Below are 19,181 nucleotides of genomic sequence, written 5' to 3'. Positions count from 1 at the left end.
GCGAGTAAAAATAGGCTTAAGCGCTCAGCAGTATGAGCATCGCACTAAAGCGGTTAAAACAGGGAAACGCGGAAACCGGGGTTGAGGAAGGATTCACGCGGCGTATAGGACAACGGTTGCCCTTGCCAATCGTGAATATGCGCCCCGGCCGCCACCGCCACCGCGTGGCCTGCTGCCGTATCCCAAATATTCGTCGGCCCGAAGCGCGGGTAAAGCTGCGCTTCACCTTCCGCCACCAGACAAAATTTTAGCGATGACCCAATCGCCACCGTCTGGTGCTCGCCCAGTTGGCTGAGGTAGTCCTTTAACTCCCGATCGGCATGAGAACGGCTGACCACCACCAGCGGCGGATAAGCCTGCTTCACCGTAATGTGCCGACGCTGGCCGTTCTCTTCTTTCCAGGCTTTGCCTGCCGCCGCAGAATACATCACGCCCGTGACTGGCACATAAACCACACCCAGCACGGCCTGACCATGCTCGATCAGCGCAATATTCACCGTGAACTCACCGTTGCGGCTAAGGAATTCTTTGGTGCCATCCAGCGGATCAACCAGCCAATAGCGCTGCCAGTGCTGACGGATTTCCCATGCAGGAGGATCTTCTTCTGACAGCACAGGAATATCAGGGAACGCCGCGGTCAGCCCATCCTTAATGACCCGGTGCGCCGCCAGATCGGCGGCGGTCACTGGCGAATCATCTTTCTTGTGCGCGACATCCACAGGATGTTGCCCTTCGTAAACCTGCATAATGGCAGTACCGGCATCGCGAGCCAGTTGGCAAACAGTTTCTAACATGATCAACCTCGTCGTTATCGGTTACGCGTAACGCAGACTTCATCTCTGTCATTCATTATACATCTGTGAGGCAATCTACGATTATTGCCATTATTGATGTCATCCTCAGTATTTAGAGACGATAATCACTTTAACTTCATCATGATATGAAAGACACCCCCGAACGCCTCACACGTCGATAATTACCGCACAAGGAGTTACGCAATGAAGCATTCATTGGCACTCAGCCTGCTTGCTACGCTGGTCGCCACGACCGTTCATGCCGCTACCGTTGATCTACGGGTATTGGAAACCACCGATTTGCACAGCAATATGATGGATTTCGATTACTACAAGGATACGCCAACCGATAAGTTTGGTCTGGTGCGTACCGCCAGCCTGATTCACGCCGCACGCGAACAGGCCACGAACAGCGTGCTGGTGGATAACGGCGATTTGATCCAGGGTAGCCCGTTGGGCGATTACATGGCCGCAAAGGGGCTGAAAGCGGGCGATGTGCACCCGGTTTATCAGGCGATGAACACGCTGGATTATTCCGTCGGCAACATCGGTAACCACGAATTCAACTATGGCCTGGACTACCTGCACAAGGCGCTGTCAGGCGCGAAATTCCCTTATGTGAACGCCAACGTGCTAGATGCCAAAACAGGTAAACCGCTGTTTACGCCTTATCACATTGAAAACAAAACGGTTACGGACCGTGAAGGCAAACCGCATACGCTGCGCATCGGCTATATTGGCTTCGTCCCACCACAGGTCATGGTATGGGATAAAGCCAATTTGACAGGAAAAGTCACCGTGGAGGACATCACGGTGAGCGCCAAAAAATGGGTGCCGGAAATGCGTAAGCAAGGGGCCGATCTGGTCATTGTTATCCCCCACTCCGGTCTTTCTGCCGAGCCGTACAAAGCGATGGCGGAAAACTCCGTTTACTACCTTAGCCAAATTCCTGGCGTCGACGCGATCATGTTCGGCCATGCTCACGCAGTTTTCCCCAGCAATGACTTTGCCAACATCAAGGGGGCTGACATCAAACAGGGCACACTCAACGGCGTGCCTGCGGTGATGCCGGGGCAATGGGGTGACCACCTCGGCGTCGTCGATTTCACGTTGAATAACGACAGTGGCACATGGAAGGTAGAACAGGCGAAAGCAGAAGCCAGACCGATCTATGACAAAGCGCAGAAGAAATCACTGGCAGCGGAAGACGACAAACTGGTGAAAGTGCTTTCCGATGCACACCAGAATACGCGCGAATTTGTCAGCAAGCCGATCGGCAAGTCCGCAGACAACATGTACAGCTATCTGTCGCTGATTCAGGACGATCCGACCGTGCAGATCGTCAACAATGCGCAGCGCGCCTATGTAGAACACTTTATTCAGGGCGATCCCGACCTGGCCGATATTCCGGTGCTCTCCGCCGCCGCACCGTTTAAAGCCGGTGGACGTAAAAACGATCCGGCCAGCTATGTCGAGGTAGAAAAAGGCCAGCTCACCTTCCGTAACGCCGCCGATTTGTATCTCTACCCGAACACGCTGGTCGTCGTGAAAGTCAACGGACAGCAGGTGCAGGAGTGGCTGGAGTGCTCTGCGGGTCAGTTCAAACAAATCGATACAAGCAAGCGTGAGCCGCAATCGCTACTCAACTGGGACGGCTTCCGCACGTATAACTTCGACGTGATTGACGGCGTCAATTATCAGATTGATGTGACGCAGCCTGCCCGCTATGACAGCGAGTGCGCGTTAATCAACGATAAAGCACACCGTATCAAAGGACTAACGTTTAACGGTAAACCGATTGATCCTAAAGCAACCTTCCTGATCGCCACCAACAACTACCGCGCTTATGGCGAGAAATTTGCCGGTACGGGTGAGAAGTATGTGGCTTTCGCCTCACCGGATGAAAACCGCTCTGTGCTGGCAGCCTACATCAGCGCGGAAACGCAAAAATCGGGAGAAGTGAAGCCGCAGGCGGATAACAACTGGCACCTAGCGCCTATCGTCAGCGATACGTCGCTGGATATCCGTTTTGAAACGTCACCGTCTGAAAAAGCCACGGCGTTTATCAAAGAGAAAGCCCAGTACCCAATGACGTCCGTCGGCAATGACGAAACGGGCTTTGCGGTTTATCGCCTTGACCTACAACACGCTAAATAAGGGCTGACAGCGTTGTTACCCACAGGTTCCTGCTACGGCGGGGCCTGAGCGCTGGCCTTACAGCGGTTCAGCCGCACTATTCGCTGACGCATCAAACTTCTGCTGGGATAACAGCACATTATCCATATTCTGTTCCGCCCAGTACGTCAGCTCGGCAATCGGTTTGGCCAACGTTTTTCCCATCACGGTCGAGGCGTATTCCACCGTCACCGGAATGGTTGGGAAGACCGTACGTTCGACGAAGCCGTCACGCACCAAATTCTTCAGCGTTTGCGACAATACCTTTTGTGAAATCCCTTCTACATCGCGTTTTAACTGGTTAAAACGCATCGGCCGTTCAACCAGAATATTCAGGATCAGCAACGTCCATTTATCCGCCACGCGATCCAAAATCATGCGGGTCGGGCAATGCTGCGCATAAACATCATAGCGTTTGTTCATCGTTGAGTTTCCCTCTGTGCCCTGAATCAGTCGAGTTGCGCGAAGACGGACAACACACAACCGCTTGAAATATGACAGGTATGGTTACCTTGAAGATACCAGCTCACTTAAAAGTGCTTTCTTAACAGAACCATGAGGCTCCGATATAGTCCTCACATTATAAAGTTAGTATCTATTAGAAAGCACGTATCACTCGCAGGGCTACATGATGGCCACAGCGTATTGTTGATAAACACAGAGAAATGAGGATAGGTTATGTCAAAAGCAGTTGTTATTTATCATTCAGGCTATGGTCACACACAACGTTTGGCGACTGTCGTCGCCGAGGGCGCTAACGCCGAACTGATTGCCATCGATGCGGAAGGAAACATCAGCGATGCCGAGTGGGAGAAACTCGCCGCCGCCGATGCGATTATCTTTGGTACACCGACCTACATGGGCGGCCCGACCTGGCAGTTCAAGAAATTTGCGGATGCCAGCTCTAAAGCCTGGTTTTCCCGTACCTGGAGCAACAAAGTGTTTGGCGGTTTTACCAACAGCGCCAGCCTGAACGGGGACAAGCAAGTCACGCTGATTTATCTGCAGACGTTGGCTTCACAGCACGGCGGTATTTGGGTCAGCCTGAATCAGCTGCCTTCCAATGCCAAAGCGGCAAAACGCGACGATTTGAATAACCTCGGGGGCTCCGTGGGTCTGCTGGCGCAGACGCCGTCTGACGCCAGCGTAGATGAAGTGGTCGCAGGCGATCTGGCAACCGGTAAGCTGTATGGCCAGCGTATCGCTGACATCGCTGCAAAACTGGCTAACTAGTTCAGCAACACGACCTAAGCGCCATTATCCGACACACAAGCGCCGCCCTTTCGCGGCGCTTTTTTTTATCCGGCTAGTCGCGGAACGATCCCCGTCCATTGCGATAGTAACCATTCCCCCGCTCATGCTCACGCCTGTCCCAATCACCGCGACGCGGACCGCGATCGTCAACATAGCGTGGAGGATCAAAACGGCGCTTGTCGTAATCGCGTCTATCCCGCTGACTCTCACGCCACCAGCGAGCATCGCGCCAGCGCCAGCCATCCCAATAATAACCGTGTCGATTACGTTCACCACGATAGTAACCCCGGTGCTCCTGCCACCAGCGCTCGCTGCGCCAGTCATAGCCATCCCAGTAATTACCACGTCTGTCACGTTCACCAATATTCAACGTGACGCCGGGCATCAGATCGATGCTGGCACCCTTGGCCTCTGGCGCTGGCATAACCGCAAACATTCCCATAAACAGGGCACTGATGACGAATGGCTTAAACATAGGGTAACTCCTTGCTCACCGCGACTGCGGCCTGGCAAAGATATACGGGGAATTCCTCTGCGCCACTATCAGATAAATACGCATTTTCCTGACTTTACTGTTCTTAACATTTCGCTAATGCCACTACACGCTATTCATCAGCGCCCTACTAATTCATTAATAAAATTAACCTAAAAAACCGTTAACTCTACGAGAAAACACAGACTCATGGATTAACCATAGGGAATAAATATTAGAAATATTCATCTTATCGCTAATACTTACTCTCAGAATATCCATCATTCATATAGGGAACAGCAATGAGCGAAAACTATACGGTGGGCGATTATTTATTGGACCGTCTGGCACAGATCGGTATTCAGCACCTCTTCGGCGTACCGGGCGACTACAACCTACATTTTCTCGATCATGTTATCAGCCATCCAGAAGTGACCTGGGTGGGCTGCGCAAATGAGTTAAACGCCGCTTATGCCGCCGATGGCTATGCGCGATGCCGTCCGGCAGCGGCACTGCTCACCACCTTCGGGGTGGGTGAACTTAGCGCGATTAACGGCATTGCAGGCAGCTACGCTGAATACCTCCCTGTTATTCACATCGCTGTTGCACCCAGCCTCGCGTCACAACGCAACGGCGAATTACTTCACCACACTCTAGGCGACGGCGATTTTAGCCGCTTTTCCCGCATGGCAGCGGAAGTCACCGCTGCACAGGCCAGCCTCACCGTCGAAAACGCCACCACAGAGATCGACAGAGTGATTGGAGAAGCGCTTTCTCAGCACGAACCGGTCTATCTGTTTCTGCCATTGGACGTGGCTGCGGCACCGGTCGGCGCACAGCCATACCCGCTTGCACTTCCTGAACCACTCCGTTCTGATGATTCGCTACAGGCCTTTATCACCGCAGCCACCGCGATGCTGAGCAAAGCCAACACGGTCTCATTGCTGGCTGACTTTCTGGCTCAGCGCATGGGTGTCGCAGAACAAATCCAACGCTGGATCGATAACACGCCGTTCCCCCACGCCACCTTACTGATGGGAAAAGGCACGCTAAACGAACAGCATCGCAACTTCACCGGTACCTACTCAGGTGGCGGCAGTGACGAAGCGATTCGGGCACACATCGAAGATGCGGATGTCATCATCAGCGTTGGCGTGCGCTATACTGATACGATTACGACGGGATTCAGTCATCAGATTGCCTGCGAAAAAAACATCGATATCCAGCCAACATTGGCTCGCGTCGGCAGCCAGGTTTTCCCCTCAATTCCAATGTCAGACGCTATCGCCGCGCTGGAAACCATCACCGCAACACTGGCGTCCCGTTGGGATCACCGCACGATTACAGCCCCGGCCTTACCGCAGTCAGAGCAAAAAGACACGCTCAATCAGCGCGAGTTTTGGCAACAGATGCAGCGTTTCCTCCGCCCTGGCGATATTCTCGTGACCGATCAGGGCACATCGTGTTTTGGCGCCGCCACGCTCCGGTTACCGAGGGGCTGCCATTTCATCGTTCAACCACTATGGGGCTCGATAGGTTACTCTCTGCCGGCTGCATTCGGCGCACAAATTGCCGAACCGAACCGGCGCGTAGTGCTGTTGATCGGCGATGGCTCACTTCAGCTTACCGTACAAGAGCTTGGTTCTATCATTCGGGATCGCTTGAATATGGTCATTGTAGTGCTGAATAACGAGGGCTACACCGTCGAACGGGCGATTCACGGTCCTGAACAGCGCTACAACGATATCGCCGCCTGGAACTGGACACAGCTTCCCGCCGCGTTAGGCGCAGATGAAAACGAAATACTCTGCGAACAGGTTTGCTCACCGACGGCTCTCGCACAGACGCTCAAACAGGTGAACGCGGAATCTCGCTTGTCGCTTATAGAAGTTGTGTTGCCGAGAATGGATATTCCCGCGCTTTTACACACCATCACGCAGTCGCTTGAGACCCGCAATACCGTGCAGTAGCACGATATACTTTATACCGCCTACCTCGTAAGCGGTATATTCAATGCCAAAAGATGCATTTAAAATACAATTTATAAATTGCATTCGTTGAGAGGCATCATCATGGCATACCGCGATCAATCCCTGGGTGAGTTGGCTATCGCTATTCCACGCGCGACCAAACTCTTTCGTGAACTCAATCTGGACTTCTGCTGCGGCGGAAAGCAAATGCTCAGCCGCGCTGCGGGCAAAAAGGATCTCAATATCGACGAGCTGGAAGCACAGCTAGAAAAACTGGCCGCGCAGCCTTCTGACGCACGGGACTGGCGTGAAGCCCCGCTGGCCGACATTATTGCGTACATCATCCCTCGCTTTCACGATCGCCATCGCGAACAACTGCCGGAACTGATTTTGATGGCAGAAAAAGTCGAGCGCGTGCATCACGATAAAGCCGAGTGTCCACACGGCCTCGCCAACCAGCTGAACGCCATTTATAACGAGCTGTCTCAGCACATGATGAAAGAAGAACGTATCCTCTTCCCGATGATCAGTCAGGGCATGGGGGCGAATGCTGCTGCACCGATTTCAGTGATGGAGCATGAGCACGATGACGCCGGGCGTGATGTGGAAGTGGTCAAAGAGCTGACCAACGGTGTCGTACCGCCAGAAGGTGCCTGCAACACCTGGCGTGCGCTGTACTCCGGTATCAACGAGTTCATTACCGACCTGATGGAACACATCCATCTGGAAAACAATTTGCTGTTCCCACGTGCGCTGCGCGGTGAGTAATGTCGTTTCAATAAAAAAAGAAAGTCAGTAGAAAGTAGAAACAAGAAAGGCGCTCAGTGAGCGCCTTTCTTTGTCTGGAGATTACAGAATTTCCAGCAGTTCCACTTCAAAAATCAGCGCGCTGAACGGCGGAATGGAAGCTCCTGCGCCACGTTCGCCATACGCCAGATTGTGCGGAATATAGAGTTCCCACTTGGAACCGACTGGCATCAGCGTCAACGCTTCAATCCAGCCTGGAATCACGCCGCTTACTGGGAATTCAGCAGGTTGACCACGTTGGACGGAGCTGTCGAACACGCTGCCGTCGATCAGACGACCGGTGTAATGCACACGTACGCGATCCTGACGAGCAGGAATCGAACCTTCCCCCTGCATCAACACGCGGAATTGCAGACCAGATTCCGTGCTGTTCACGCCTTCTTTCTGCGCGTTTTCGGCCAGGAACTGCTGACCCTCTACCGCCAGCACCTGTTGGCGATCGCGACGTACCGCATCAGCACGCTCATGAATTTCACGCAGCGCACGATGAACCACATCCACAGGCACCGCAGGCGCATTACCTTCCAGCGCATCGCGTAGACCAGCAAGCAGAGCTTCTGGGATCAGACCTTCAAGACCTGATTCCTGTAACTGTTGACCAACCTGTAAGCCGATGCCGTAACTTGCCTGCGCTTCGACGCTATCAAAAGAAGGAGTTGTCATGGATGTTCCTTTTAATCTGTAAAAAACTGAAAGCGCAGCATAACAGCGACGGGGATTGGGGTAAAATCCTGTGTGTAGGTAATCACGTTAACCGCACGCCAGCCAAGCCATTCCGGGAAGCTGTCCTATACTGGTAGTTCCGATGTTTCGGGCTTAGCGGTTACCTTAATCATCAACGCGTTAACTGGTCAGCTCATACAGATTATCGGTATACTGTATTGCGTTATCATCCTGATACTGTTTTTGTGCCGACGCCGCCTGGCGAGTGATATAGCGTAGTGGCTGGCACAGATAGTTGAGCTGCCGATATAGCGTTGCTAATGACATCATTTTTATATGATGCTGTTTTTATACTGAATTGTAGTAAGAGAGGTCACCATGGGCAGAATTGCGCCCAGGAAGCGGAAAACCACCTGGGATTATCAAACGCTAGTACGCTTCTGCCAGCGAATTATCCAGCGGCAGCCCTCACATGCTGTAGCCGTAGAAAACGACGGGGAACGCGAAGATCAGGAACGCCTGGCTCCTGCTTCCCCGCGTGAACGCCTTGGTGCCCTGCTGCAAAAAATCTGGCATCTGCCCGATGGCTACCACTGGATGGAACCCTTGCCGCTCCTCCACCGCCGTTGGATTTTAATCGCTATCGCCCTGCTTCTGGTTGTCTTGCTCTGGCCTTACAGCGCACAACACCCGCAACCGATCCGAACCATGCCTATTCCTCTGACCCAGGCGGATAATCAGGCTGCAATGCAGGCGGTGATTATTGAAAATCAGCCTTCAACGTCACATCAGCAACCTGCCACAACGCCGCCAACGCCGTCATCAGCACCGTGGCGGCAGTATGAGATTGCTTCAGGACAAACGCTGGCTCAGCTCTTTCGCGATAACAATCTACCCGTCAGCGACGTGTTCGCGATGGCACAGGTGGAAGGCAGGGATAAGCCGCTCAGCAATTTACGGGCGGGTCAGGAAGTTAAATTACAGTTAAATGCGCAAGGCATGGTCGCAGAGCTGGAAATCGAAACCACGGCAAACCAGACGATTCGGTTCACCCGCGGTGCAGACGGCGCCTTTACACGTACTCGCTAACGAGCTAGCCGTTCCAATAGAAAATCGCGCAGAACAATAGCATGGTTGTGCTGCGCGTTTTTACTGCCATAAAGCAGCGTGATGGCTTGCTTCTGTTCAAGCGACCTCAACAGCCTGTCGCACGCCGTCCCTTGCGCTAACTCATTACGATAATAATTCACAAATTCCATCCAGCGTTCCGGCTCGGCGTGAAACCATTTCCGCAGCTCGCTGCTCGGTGCGATGTCTTTAAACCACTCCACGCCCTCCAGACGCGCTTTACTGATGCCACGCGGCCACAGACGATCAATAAGAAAAGTATGGGAAGAGAAAGGAGCCTGCGCGTCATACACGCGGGTGAGGTGAATCAAGTCAGACATGTGGCCTCCGGCCTCACTTTTTAGGTATCGGTAATGATAGGTTATTTCCCGATCCCTAAAATGCAAAACGCTGGCACAAGGCCAGCGTTTCACATGTTAACTAAAGTGTTAATTCGACGATAAACGTGAATTACGCTTCAGCAACAACAACGACATTCAGCTCAGCAAATACATCGCTGTGTACCTGGAAGCTTACTTCATGCTCACCCAGAGTACGCAGAACGCCGTTCGGCAGGCGAACTTCGCTCTTAGCGATGTCAACACCGGCAGCCGTTACCGCATCAGCGATATCGCGAGTACCGATGGAACCGAACAGTTTACCTTCGTCGCCTGCTTTAGACGCGATAGTAACGCTACCCAGTTCTTTGATCTTAGCGGCGCGAGCTTCAGCAGCGGCCAGAACGTCAGCCAGTTTGGCTTCCAGTTCAGCACGGCGTGCTTCGAAGAACTCAACGTTTTTCTTGGTTGCCGGGACAGCTTTGCCCTGTGGAACCAGGAAGTTACGAGCATAGCCCGCTTTAACGTTTACCTGATCACCCAGGCTGCCCAGGTTTGCTACTTTATCAAGCAGAATAACTTGCATTACTTTATCCTCTCAAAGTCTCGTTAATGGACAGTGGCCGATTACTGATGACGGTCAGTGTACGGCAACAAAGACAAGTAACGCGCACGCTTGATAGCGCGGGCCAGCTGACGCTGGTATTTTGCACGAGTACCGGTGATACGGCTCGGAACAATCTTGCCGCTTTCAGTGATATAGTTTTTCAGCGTAGCGATATCTTTATAATCAATCTCTACAACGCCTTCCGCGGTGAAACGGCAGAATTTGCGACGACGGAAATAACGTGCCATTTGGCTAGTCTCCAGAATCTATCAATTCAATCTGCTCGGCATGTAACACTATCTTGCTCAAGCCATTGCGCCCTTGATGGCAGCTAATGAACCCGTGCACGGTAAGTTGCGTGCCGACCGTTATACTGTGGGTAACTGCTTGTGACGAGAGTCCGCTGACAATCACGGGCATACGACACCATGCTTGCCGACTCAATCCGGCTTCCTCCTGCGTCGAGCGGTGCTCAAGCACAAACTGGCAGTGAGGAATACCTGACGGGCTGACTTTACGAATGGGCGTCTTGCACACTGTGCCGGACAACACCAGACGATTCACCGCCACCACAACAATTACTCTTCAGAATCCCCTGCATCCACATCATCGCCAGCTTCAGCGAAATCTTCACGACGCTCACGGCGTTCGTCTTTCGCTTTCACCATTGGAGATGCTTCAGTTACCGCGTGCTTAACGCGCATAACCATGCTGCGGATAACGGCATCGTTAAAGCGGAAGTTTGTTTCCAGCTCATCGATCGCTTCCTGCGGCGCTTCAACGTTCAGCAGAACGTAGTGAGCTTTGTGCAGTTTGTTGATCGGGTAAGCCAGCTGACGGCGGCCCCAGTCTTCCAGACGGTGGATCGTGCCCTGCGCACCAGTGATGGTAGCAGTGTAGCGCTCGATCATGCCCGGAACCTGTTCGCTCTGGTCAGGATGAACCATAAATACGATTTCGTAATGACGCATCGAATTGCTCCTTACGGATTATTCAGCCTCCTGTCTGGGTCAACCGCGGCCCGTGGAGGCAAGGAACGTGTATGTGTGCGGCTGAAAAAATGACGCGTAAGTATAGTGCCCGACATTAAAGAACACAAGGAAGAAGCACAGACATTTTCTGTCTGACGATATTTCAGCGATCGGGGCGGGATGACAGCGTCCGCCGGAAGAAATCAGCGCCCGCCTGCAACGCCGTTGGCGTAATGCGGTGCCCTACACCCGGCTCGGTCAGATACGTCAGATTAGCCAGTTTATCACGCGCCTGTAATGCCTGATAAAGACGAACACTTTCTGCCGCCGGCACGACGTCATCCGCGTCACCGTGCCACACCAGCAGCGGTCGATTGGACAGCGCGTCCAGACGCGTGGTGACATCATAATCCGCCAGTTTGGTCGCCAGTGCCTGCAACACCGCCTGATTTTCCTCACGATCGGCCGGAACTGGCGGAAACAGCGCCGACGACAGCGTAGAGAAATAACCGGATCCCATAAACGCCGCCACCGCAGTAATCCAGGGATAGCGGGCCATACACCCCAGCGCGCTCATTCCACCGAGCGACGCGCCGCAAACGCCAATCTGCTCCCCGTCGATCAAGCCACGCTGCCGATATTCCGCCACATAGCCAGGGAGTTCTTCAATATTCGATTGCAGAATATCCCAGAAGTGACGCAACCGCTGCGCGTCATCCCCGTCATAGCGGGCACCGTGCATGGCGGCATCCGGTAGAATCACTCGGAATCCAGCCTGCGCCAGCGCATAACCAAAATACGAATACACCTCTTTTGACGAATAGTACCCGTGGAAGAAAAAAATCGTCGGTAACGGCTGATCTTTTTTTCCCGCCGGCACCGCGTGAATCACTTCAATACCGCTAACGAGCTTATCCAATGACATTTCGACCATATTTCCCTCGTATTCCGTTCTGTCAGCCTATTGTTATGTAGCGAAATCGTATTTAGCAAAAAGCAGGCATCCTTTTACGATAAACCCACTCACCGCCATCTTCTTATCCCGTGTCGTCATGAATTCCGTGCTGATTTAATCGGCGTATTTATGTAAATGAAAAAATCACATTGACCCAGATCAAAAACTGAAATGAATACTTACACTCCGTGATTAATTTTTTTTCATTTACTGCCGTTAACGCATGTGAAGTAAGACTAAAAAATAACCTTTTTTATTATAAGAGACACACATATGTTGGGACTTTCTTTTAAACACTGGGGCCTGGGTATCAAGTTATCGGTCATCGCTTCACTGAGCGTGGCGATACTTTTCATTGCGTTCACCCTATCCCTCACTCGCTCAGCAGGCAATCAGCTCAAAGCCCTGACCCTCAACGACATGCAAAGCCAGGTGAATGGCGTCACCGACATGATCAACATGTACGATACCAGCCTGCAAGCCGAGGTCAGCAACTATACGCGTCTGCTGGCAAGCTTTCTGCCGACGCAGTTTTCGCTGGATACCATTAACCGCACGCCTTTCGGCACCACATCGCAGCCAACACTCAAGGCTGGCGATACGGTATTGAACCTCAATACCGAAGTGCCGGACGACTTTCTGAGCCGTACCCATGCGATCTCAACGATTTTTGTCCGTGATGGAGACGATTTTACGCGCGTCACCACGTCACTGAAAAAAGAAGATGGATCGCGCGCAATGGGCACCAAGCTCGATCGTGAAAGCCCAGCCTATGCGCTCGTGATGAAAGGTGAAACCTACAGTGGGCTAGCAACGCTGTTCGGCAAACAGTACATCACCCAGTACCAGCCGATACGCGACAGTGCACATAAGGTTATCGGTATTCTGTTCGTCGGTGTCGACATCACGAAGCAGTTTACCGAGATGCAACAAACCATCCTGAATAAGAAAATGGGTGAGACAGGCCATTTCTTTGTTCTTAGTACGAAAAAAGGAAAGGATGCAGGGAACTATCTTTATCACCAAAGCAATGCCAACCAGCGCCCTGACTGGTCGGAAGGGGCGTTAGAGAAAGTGCTGGCAACCGGTAATGGGACGATCGAATACGACAACAACACGATGACGGGTGAAGAAAGAACCCGAATCATGGTGTATCGCAGCATTCCACAGTGGAACTGGATTGTTGCAGGCACGGTGAGTAAAGAAAGCCTAATGGCTGAGATTAATCACACCCGTAACCTGTTTTTGAGCGGCGGCATTATTCTGGTTCTGCTCTTCGCCGCATTCTTTGTCGTACTGACGCGCAAATGGCTGAGCCATCCGCTGGTTGAAATCGTCAAAGTGGCGGAACAGTTTTCTGCCGGTAACCTGACCGCGACGCTCTCCACCGATCGTACCGACGAAGTAGGCCGCCTGATTGATGCCATTAACGGTATCGGTCAAGGACTGACTACTATTGTGTCGCAGGTGAGAAACTCGGCCGAAGAAATCAGCGCCTCGACCGATGCCCTGGCTGCCGATAGTGAAAACATCAGCGAGCAGATTGCCCGCCAGGCCAGTAGCGTCGAAGAAACCTCTGCCAGCATGGAGCAACTCTCCGCCAGCGTGAAGCAGAACGCCGACAACGTCTCCGCCGCCAAAGGGCTGGCAGAAGAGAGCGCCGCAGCGGCACGTAACGGCAGCCAGACCGTCACCGACTCCGTCTCCACGATGAGCGACATCAAGAACTCCTCACAGCGCATTGCCGATATCACGACGGTGATCGAATCTATCGCGTTCCAGACCAATATTCTGGCGCTGAATGCGGCAGTTGAAGCCGCTCGTGCGGGCGAGCACGGCCGAGGCTTCGCCGTGGTTGCTGCGGAAGTACGCGCGCTGGCACAGCGCAGTTCTACCGCCGTGAAAGAAATCGAAACCCTGATTGATGAGTCGCTGGAGAAAATCGAAGCGGGTTACCATTTCTCAGAAAAAACGCAGGCGGTAATGGACGACTTGCGCAACCGCATCTTGCAGGTCAGTACCATCGTGAACGATATTGATATCGCCTCACGTGAGCAGTCCGCCGGGATTGGCCAAGTGAATATCGCGATTGTACAGATTGGTCAGGCAACGCAGGAAAACACCATTCTGGTCAACAACTCGGAAGACACCGCACAGGGTCTGCGCCAGAAAGGCCACCACCTCAGCGAACTGGTCAGCGTCTTCCGTATTTAAAACTAGTGAGATATTCGCTTTTGTATCGCCATGTTTATCCTAGGGACACGTGGTAAAACAATACCGGGAAAATTCCCGGTATTGTCATGTAACGGCACATTAATACGACATACACGCCGCATTCAGAATCCCACCGCTGAGCGAGGCGGCACAGAGAAAGGCACCAGAGGCAATATCGTTATTCTGGATATGCTGGCTGAGACGCGGCATATACAGGCGCACAGCGAAATAAATCAGCAATTGCACCACCAGCGCAACCACGCCCCAGGTAATGTAATCTACCAAACTCACGGAATTAATCGCCGCACTGGAAAGCGGGATCACATAGCCAATCAACGCCCCACCAAACCCAATGGCTGCCGTACCGTTGTTCTCTTTAATCAGCGCCCATTCATCATGCGGCGTCACGCGGGTGTAAAGAAACAGAAAGGCCAACACCATGGCAAACCCGATAAAGAAATAAGAGGCGAAAGCGAGTAGCGACGTAACAATAGGCATAGCAATATTCCTTTTAAATGAGCCCCGTTGGCGCATCAGCAACAGATAAGGCGAAGAAGGGAGAATTATATACCCTAAATAATTCGAGTTGCGTGAAGGCGGCAACTGAACGACAAATTCGTCGGGAACGAATTTGACCAGCCAACGGCTGGCCTTCGGTGAGAGACAGGATGTCTCTCATTTCATCCCCAGGAGCTTACTCAGGTAAGTGACTGGGGTGAGTAAGGACAAATTGGCTAAGCCAATTTGAACGCCGTTTACGGCGACCCTTCAGGGCGAGGCTCAGAGATGAGCCGAGTATTGCCAACGCACAAGCAGCTTGAAGTATGACGGGTATAGATGATTCTTGCATGGCAAAGCGTTTATACATGACTTTACGTGATAAGCCATGCAGGCCCCCTAACGACAGCGGGGTGCCATGAGGCACCCCGCTGTTCTTAACAACACTCCTGATTACGTGCGCTGGCGAACCGCTTCAAACAGACACACACCAGTGGCAACTGACACATTCAGGGAAGACACGCTACCCGCCATCGGAATGCTGATCAATTCATCGCAGTGCTCGCGGGTCAGGCGACGCATGCCTTCTCCTTCCGCGCCCATCACCAGCGCCAGCGGCCCGGTCAGCTTGCTTTGGTACAGCGTATGATCCGCTTCACCCGCCGTGCCGACAATCCAGATATTACGCTCCTGCAACAGGCGCATGGTACGAGCCAGATTGGTCACGCTGATAACCGGTACGGTTTCCGCCGCGCCACAGGCCACCTTCTTCACTGTCGCATTCAGTTGCGCAGAACGATCGCGCGGCACGATCACCGCATGCACGCCAGCTCCGTCCGCATTACGCAGGCACGCGCCTAGGTTGTGGGGGTCGGTCACGCCGTCCAATATCAGCAGGAAAGGCATTTCCAGATTGTCTAACAGCGCCGGCAGGTCGTTTTCCTGATATTTCCGCCCTTCTTTGACTTTCGCTACGATCCCCTGATGCACCGCGTCGTCAGCCTGCTTATCCAGCCATTGGCGATTCGCCACTTGAATGACGATGCCCTGCGCTTCCAGCTCCGCAATCACAGGCTGAAGGCGACGATCGTCGCGCCCTTTCAGAACAAAAACTTCCAGAAAACGCTGTGGATCACGCTCAAGCAGTGCTTTAACCGCATGGATACCGTAAATAATTTCGCTCATTGATACTCTTCAAATTAACCATAACAGGCAGTGCCCGTTAATTTAGAGATAGAGGCTTGCCCCACGCCATCCTCCCCTTCACAGGGGAGGGAGTAGATTCGCTAACCTTACTCAGCAGACTTTTTCTTCGCACGTTTTGCTTTAGTCGCAGCGGCGATTTTACGCGTTTTTTCCGCGTTCTTTTTCGCTTTATCGCGGTTCTTTTTCGGTTTGGCTTTTGGCTGATCCGATTTCGCATTGCGGTCGCCTTCTTTACGGAACGCGGCATCCGGCTCAAAGTTTGCCGGCGCTTTGCTGCCGCTGCGACGACGTCGGGCTGGCTTAGCCTCACGCGACTCCGGTTTCTTCGCGCGGTCGCGTGCGGTTTTCCCTTCGCCACGGACCTTGCGCGTGCTGGAAATCAGCGCAAAATCAATGTTGCGCTCATCCATATGCACCGCCTCAACGCGAATTTCGACTTCATCGCCCAGACGATAAACCTGCCCGCGCGATTCACCGATCAGACGCTGACCGATATTATCGTAACGGTAGTAGTCATTATCCAGCGTAGAAACGTGCACCAGCCCATCGATAAACAGGTCTTTCAGGCGCACGAAGAAGCCAAAACCGGTCACGCTGGAGATGATTCCCGTAAAGACTTCACCCACGTGATCCTGCATAAAGTCGCACTTCAGCCAGTCCGCAACGTCGCGTGTCGCTTCATCCGCACGGCGCTCCGTCATCGAACAATGCATGCCCAGCTGTAGCATCTCATTAATATCGCTATGCCAGCCGCCCGTTGACGTCCAGCGCTCATGGCGATTGCTCAGCAGATACTTAATCGCACGGTGCAGCGACAGATCGGGATAACGACGAATCGGCGACGTAAAGTGACCGTAAGACGTCAATGCCAGACCGAAGTGACCCCGATTTTCCGGGTCATAAATCGCCTGTTTCATGGAACGCAGCAGCATAGTTTGCAGCATTTCCCGATCAGGGCGCTCCGCTACCTCATTCATCAATTCCGCGTAGTCTTTCGGCTGTGGCTTCATTCCGCCTTTCAGCGTCAGGCCCAGCTCGCCCAGCACGCTGCGCAGGGCTAATACATGATCTTCGCTCGGCTGGTCGTGTACGCGGAACAGCGCAGGTTCTTCATTTTTCTCCACAAATCTCGCGGCGGAGATATTCGCCAGAATCATGCACTCTTCGATCAGCTTGTGGGCATCGTTACGCACCACGGCTTCCACACGGTCAATACGGCGCTCGGCGTTGAAAATGAACTTCGCTTCTTCCGTTTCAAACGCGATACCGCCGCGCACTTCACGCGCGTGCTCAAGCACCTTATACATGTGGTGCAGCTCTTCCAGCCCGCCCACCAGCGGTTTGTAGTGCTCACGCAGCTCGGCGTCACCTTGCAGAATGTTCCACACCTTGGTGTAGGTCAGACGCGCGTGTGAACTCATCACCGCTTCATAGAACTTGTAAGACGACAGCTTGCCCTGCGCCGAGATGGTCATTTCACACACCATACACAGACGATCGACCTGCGGGTTAAGCGAACATAACCCGTTCGACAGCACTTCCGGCAGCATCGGGACTACCTGCGACGGGAAGTATACCGAGGTGCCACGCGCCCGCGCTTCATGGTCAAGCGGCGTATTCGGCCGCACGTAATAGCTCACGTCCGCGATGGCAACCCACAGCCGCCAACCGCCACCGCGTTTCTTCTCACAGTACACCGCATCATCAAAATCGCGGGCATCTTCGCCGTCAATCGTCACCAGCGGCAGCTTACGCAGATCCACACGGCCCTTTTTCGCCGCTTCCGGCACGTCTTCAGCAAGATCTTTCACCTGCTCTTCTACTTTAGGCGGCCAGGTGTGCGGAATATCGTGGGTGCGCAGGGCGATATCTACCGCCAGCCCGGTGCCCATATTGTCACCGAGGATCTCGACGATCTTACCGACTGCTTTCGTGCGGCGTGTGGCGCGCTGCGTCAGCTCAACCACCACCACGAACCCCATGCGGGCGCCGTTAATTTCTTCTTTCGGGATCAGAATATCGAAGCTCAGACGACTGTCATCCGGTACCACGAACCCGACACCCGCATCGACAAAATAGCGGCCGACAATTTGCCCGGTACGCGGTTCCAGCACGCGCACAATGCGCCCTTCGCGCCGCCCTTTACGATCAGCGCCCAGCGGCTGCGCCAGCACCACATCGCCGTGAATCGCCCGTTTCATCTCTTCAGCCGACAGATACAGATCGTCTTTACGGCCTTCCACACGCAGGAAGCCGAAGCCATCGCGGTGACCGATAACCGTCCCACGTAGCAGATCGAGTTTTTCCGGCAACGCATAGCACTGGCGGCGGGTAAAAATAAGCTGACCATCGCGCTCCATCGCACGCAGGCGGCGGCGCAGTGCTTCGAGAGGTTCTTCTCCGGTTAATTGCAGGTCGGCGGCTAATTCTTCCCGGCTAATCGGGGTATCGCGCTTGGCGATGTGCGCCAAAATATATTCACGACTGGGGATGGGGGATTCGTATTTTTCTGCTTCTCGTTCCAGGAATGGATCTTGTGACATTGCGGTTCCTCCGTTGTCATCAGCAGGAGGCTGAACAAAATTCATTCAACCAACAATAATTTATAAAGCGGTGGGTTTTCTTTGACCATATCAGCCAGCGTGTATTGATCCAGCTCTTGCAGGAAATTTTGTACCGCCTGTTGAAGCACCTGCTTCAAGCGGCAGGCTGGCGTGATATGGCAAAACTCGTGGCTACAGTTAACCAGCGTAAGCGGCTCTAGTTCGCGCACGACATCGCCAATTCGAATGGTTTCTGCCGGTTTCCCAAGACGGATACCGCCATTCTTGCCGCGTACGGCCATCACCAACCCAGCGCGACTAAGTTGATTGATAATTTTGACCATATGATTACGAGACACACCATACACTTCCGTTACCTCAGAAATGCTGGTCATTTTCCCGCCCGGCAGCGACGCCATATAAATCAGCGCCCGCAAGCCATAATCCGTAAAACTTGTTAACTGCACATAAACCTCGGATACCTCTGGGTATCATTGACTGGCGTATTGAGTACGCCCCTGAAAAACCAACGCTATTAACAGATAATAAACCAGGCGTAAACGCTACGGCTAATTATTTATACCCTTATGTGTTAAGAGAAACCTGC

General features: G+C 53.1%; 21 protein-coding genes. 6 read left to right on the top strand and 15 right to left on the bottom strand.

The annotated features are described in order from the left end of the window. Positions 1 to 53: 53 nt before the first annotated feature. Positions 54 to 794 (bottom strand): 3'(2'),5'-bisphosphate nucleotidase CysQ, encoded by a 741-nt coding sequence (gene cysQ, locus O1Q74_RS03920; RefSeq protein ID WP_271876222.1) that lies wholly within the window; start codon positions 792 to 794, stop codon positions 54 to 56. A 204-nt stretch (positions 795 to 998) separates the two neighbouring features. On the opposite strand from cysQ, the gene O1Q74_RS03915 reads away from it, so the two are divergent. Next, on the top strand, positions 999 to 2,951 hold the full coding sequence (locus O1Q74_RS03915; RefSeq protein ID WP_271876221.1) for a bifunctional 2',3'-cyclic-nucleotide 2'-phosphodiesterase/3'-nucleotidase: 1,953 nt from the start codon (positions 999 to 1,001) through the stop codon (positions 2,949 to 2,951). 57 nt (positions 2,952 to 3,008) lie between these two features. Here O1Q74_RS03915 and O1Q74_RS03910 read toward each other — a convergent pair whose 3' ends face one another. Continuing rightward, complete coding sequence (locus O1Q74_RS03910) at positions 3,009 to 3,392, bottom strand: winged helix-turn-helix transcriptional regulator (protein WP_015841568.1); 384 nt, start codon at positions 3,390 to 3,392, stop codon at positions 3,009 to 3,011. A gap of 255 nt (positions 3,393 to 3,647) precedes the next feature. Here O1Q74_RS03910 and O1Q74_RS03905 point away from each other — a divergent pair, with 255 nt between their 5' ends. Further along, positions 3,648 to 4,202, top strand: coding sequence for a flavodoxin family protein (locus O1Q74_RS03905; RefSeq protein WP_271876219.1), 555 nt, complete (start codon positions 3,648 to 3,650; stop codon positions 4,200 to 4,202). Positions 4,203 to 4,275: 73 nt separating this feature from the next. Here the strand turns inward: O1Q74_RS03905 and O1Q74_RS03900 are convergent, their stop codons facing one another. Then, positions 4,276 to 4,698: a DUF2502 domain-containing protein gene (locus O1Q74_RS03900; RefSeq protein WP_271876217.1), complete on the bottom strand. Its 423-nt coding sequence runs from the start codon at positions 4,696 to 4,698 to the stop codon at positions 4,276 to 4,278. Between the two features lie 299 nt (positions 4,699 to 4,997). Between O1Q74_RS03900 and ipdC the strand changes: the two genes are divergently transcribed. Together ipdC and ytfE are read left to right on the top strand one after the other, a co-directional pair. Next, positions 4,998 to 6,665, top strand: coding sequence for an indolepyruvate decarboxylase (gene ipdC, locus O1Q74_RS03895; protein WP_271876216.1), 1,668 nt, complete (start codon positions 4,998 to 5,000; stop codon positions 6,663 to 6,665). Positions 6,666 to 6,767: 102 nt separating this feature from the next. After that, the gene (ytfE, locus tag O1Q74_RS03890) at positions 6,768 to 7,433 is read left to right on the top strand and encodes an iron-sulfur cluster repair protein YtfE (protein WP_271876215.1); all 666 of its coding nucleotides are present in this window, start codon (positions 6,768 to 6,770) and stop codon (positions 7,431 to 7,433) included. Positions 7,434 to 7,514: 81 nt separating this feature from the next. Here ytfE and fklB read toward each other — a convergent pair whose 3' ends face one another. Both fklB and O1Q74_RS03880 read right to left on the bottom strand, forming a co-directional pair. Next, complete coding sequence (fklB, locus tag O1Q74_RS03885; protein WP_271876214.1) at positions 7,515 to 8,135, bottom strand: FKBP-type peptidyl-prolyl cis-trans isomerase; 621 nt, start codon at positions 8,133 to 8,135, stop codon at positions 7,515 to 7,517. 180 nt (positions 8,136 to 8,315) lie between these two features. Next, the gene (locus tag O1Q74_RS03880; protein WP_271876213.1) at positions 8,316 to 8,465 is read right to left on the bottom strand and encodes a hypothetical protein; all 150 of its coding nucleotides are present in this window, start codon (positions 8,463 to 8,465) and stop codon (positions 8,316 to 8,318) included. Between the two features lie 48 nt (positions 8,466 to 8,513). On the opposite strand from O1Q74_RS03880, the gene O1Q74_RS03875 reads away from it, so the two are divergent. Further along, on the top strand, positions 8,514 to 9,224 hold the full coding sequence (locus O1Q74_RS03875; protein ID WP_271876212.1) for a LysM-like peptidoglycan-binding domain-containing protein: 711 nt from the start codon (positions 8,514 to 8,516) through the stop codon (positions 9,222 to 9,224). Here the strand turns inward: O1Q74_RS03875 and O1Q74_RS03870 are convergent. The 6 genes from O1Q74_RS03870 to yjfP form a co-directional block, all read right to left on the bottom strand. Further along, on the bottom strand, positions 9,221 to 9,583 hold the full coding sequence (locus O1Q74_RS03870) for a DUF488 domain-containing protein (RefSeq protein ID WP_271876210.1): 363 nt from the start codon (positions 9,581 to 9,583) through the stop codon (positions 9,221 to 9,223). The two genes, O1Q74_RS03875 and O1Q74_RS03870, sit on opposite strands and share 4 nt — an antisense overlap. A 130-nt stretch (positions 9,584 to 9,713) precedes the next feature. Then, positions 9,714 to 10,166: a 50S ribosomal protein L9 gene (rplI, locus tag O1Q74_RS03865; RefSeq protein ID WP_010279043.1), complete on the bottom strand. Its 453-nt coding sequence runs from the start codon at positions 10,164 to 10,166 to the stop codon at positions 9,714 to 9,716. Positions 10,167 to 10,207: 41 nt separating this feature from the next. Next, positions 10,208 to 10,435: a 30S ribosomal protein S18 gene (gene rpsR / locus O1Q74_RS03860; protein ID WP_005974788.1), complete on the bottom strand. Its 228-nt coding sequence runs from the start codon at positions 10,433 to 10,435 to the stop codon at positions 10,208 to 10,210. Positions 10,436 to 10,439: 4 nt separating this feature from the next. Beyond that, the gene (gene priB / locus O1Q74_RS03855; RefSeq protein ID WP_225085662.1) at positions 10,440 to 10,760 is read right to left on the bottom strand and encodes a primosomal replication protein N; all 321 of its coding nucleotides are present in this window, start codon (positions 10,758 to 10,760) and stop codon (positions 10,440 to 10,442) included. Between the two features lie 5 nt (positions 10,761 to 10,765). After that, entirely contained in the window at positions 10,766 to 11,158 is a 393-nt protein-coding gene (rpsF, locus tag O1Q74_RS03850; RefSeq protein ID WP_005974793.1) for a 30S ribosomal protein S6, read from the bottom strand. Positions 11,159 to 11,321: 163 nt separating this feature from the next. After that, complete coding sequence (yjfP, locus tag O1Q74_RS03845) at positions 11,322 to 12,092, bottom strand: esterase (RefSeq protein ID WP_271876206.1); 771 nt, start codon at positions 12,090 to 12,092, stop codon at positions 11,322 to 11,324. Between the two features lie 294 nt (positions 12,093 to 12,386). On the opposite strand from yjfP, the gene O1Q74_RS03840 reads away from it, so the two are divergent. Further along, positions 12,387 to 14,327, top strand: a complete 1,941-nt coding sequence (locus O1Q74_RS03840) for a methyl-accepting chemotaxis protein (RefSeq protein WP_271876205.1) — start codon at positions 12,387 to 12,389, stop codon at positions 14,325 to 14,327. 99 nt (positions 14,328 to 14,426) lie between these two features. Here O1Q74_RS03840 and O1Q74_RS03835 read toward each other — a convergent pair whose 3' ends face one another. From O1Q74_RS03835 to nsrR, 4 genes are all read right to left on the bottom strand, one after another. Next, positions 14,427 to 14,825: a DUF350 domain-containing protein gene (locus O1Q74_RS03835; protein WP_271876204.1), complete on the bottom strand. Its 399-nt coding sequence runs from the start codon at positions 14,823 to 14,825 to the stop codon at positions 14,427 to 14,429. Between the two features lie 453 nt (positions 14,826 to 15,278). Beyond that, positions 15,279 to 16,010: a 23S rRNA (guanosine(2251)-2'-O)-methyltransferase RlmB gene (gene rlmB / locus O1Q74_RS03830; protein ID WP_271876203.1), complete on the bottom strand. Its 732-nt coding sequence runs from the start codon at positions 16,008 to 16,010 to the stop codon at positions 15,279 to 15,281. Positions 16,011 to 16,117: 107 nt separating this feature from the next. Next, positions 16,118 to 18,574 carry a ribonuclease R gene (gene rnr / locus O1Q74_RS03825; RefSeq protein WP_271876202.1) on the bottom strand — a complete coding sequence of 819 codons (2,457 nt, stop codon included), beginning with the start codon at positions 18,572 to 18,574 and terminating at the stop codon, positions 16,118 to 16,120. A gap of 41 nt (positions 18,575 to 18,615) precedes the next feature. Next, positions 18,616 to 19,041 (bottom strand): nitric oxide-sensing transcriptional repressor NsrR, encoded by a 426-nt coding sequence (nsrR, locus tag O1Q74_RS03820; RefSeq protein ID WP_015841587.1) that lies wholly within the window; start codon positions 19,039 to 19,041, stop codon positions 18,616 to 18,618. Positions 19,042 to 19,181 lie beyond the last annotated feature (140 nt).

It is taken from the genome of Pectobacterium sp. A5351 (assembly GCF_028335745.1).
Taxonomy (GTDB): domain Bacteria; phylum Pseudomonadota; class Gammaproteobacteria; order Enterobacterales; family Enterobacteriaceae; genus Pectobacterium.
The sequence above is the reverse complement of the archived record's forward strand: the minus strand, read 5'-3'. Positions and strand labels throughout refer to the sequence as shown.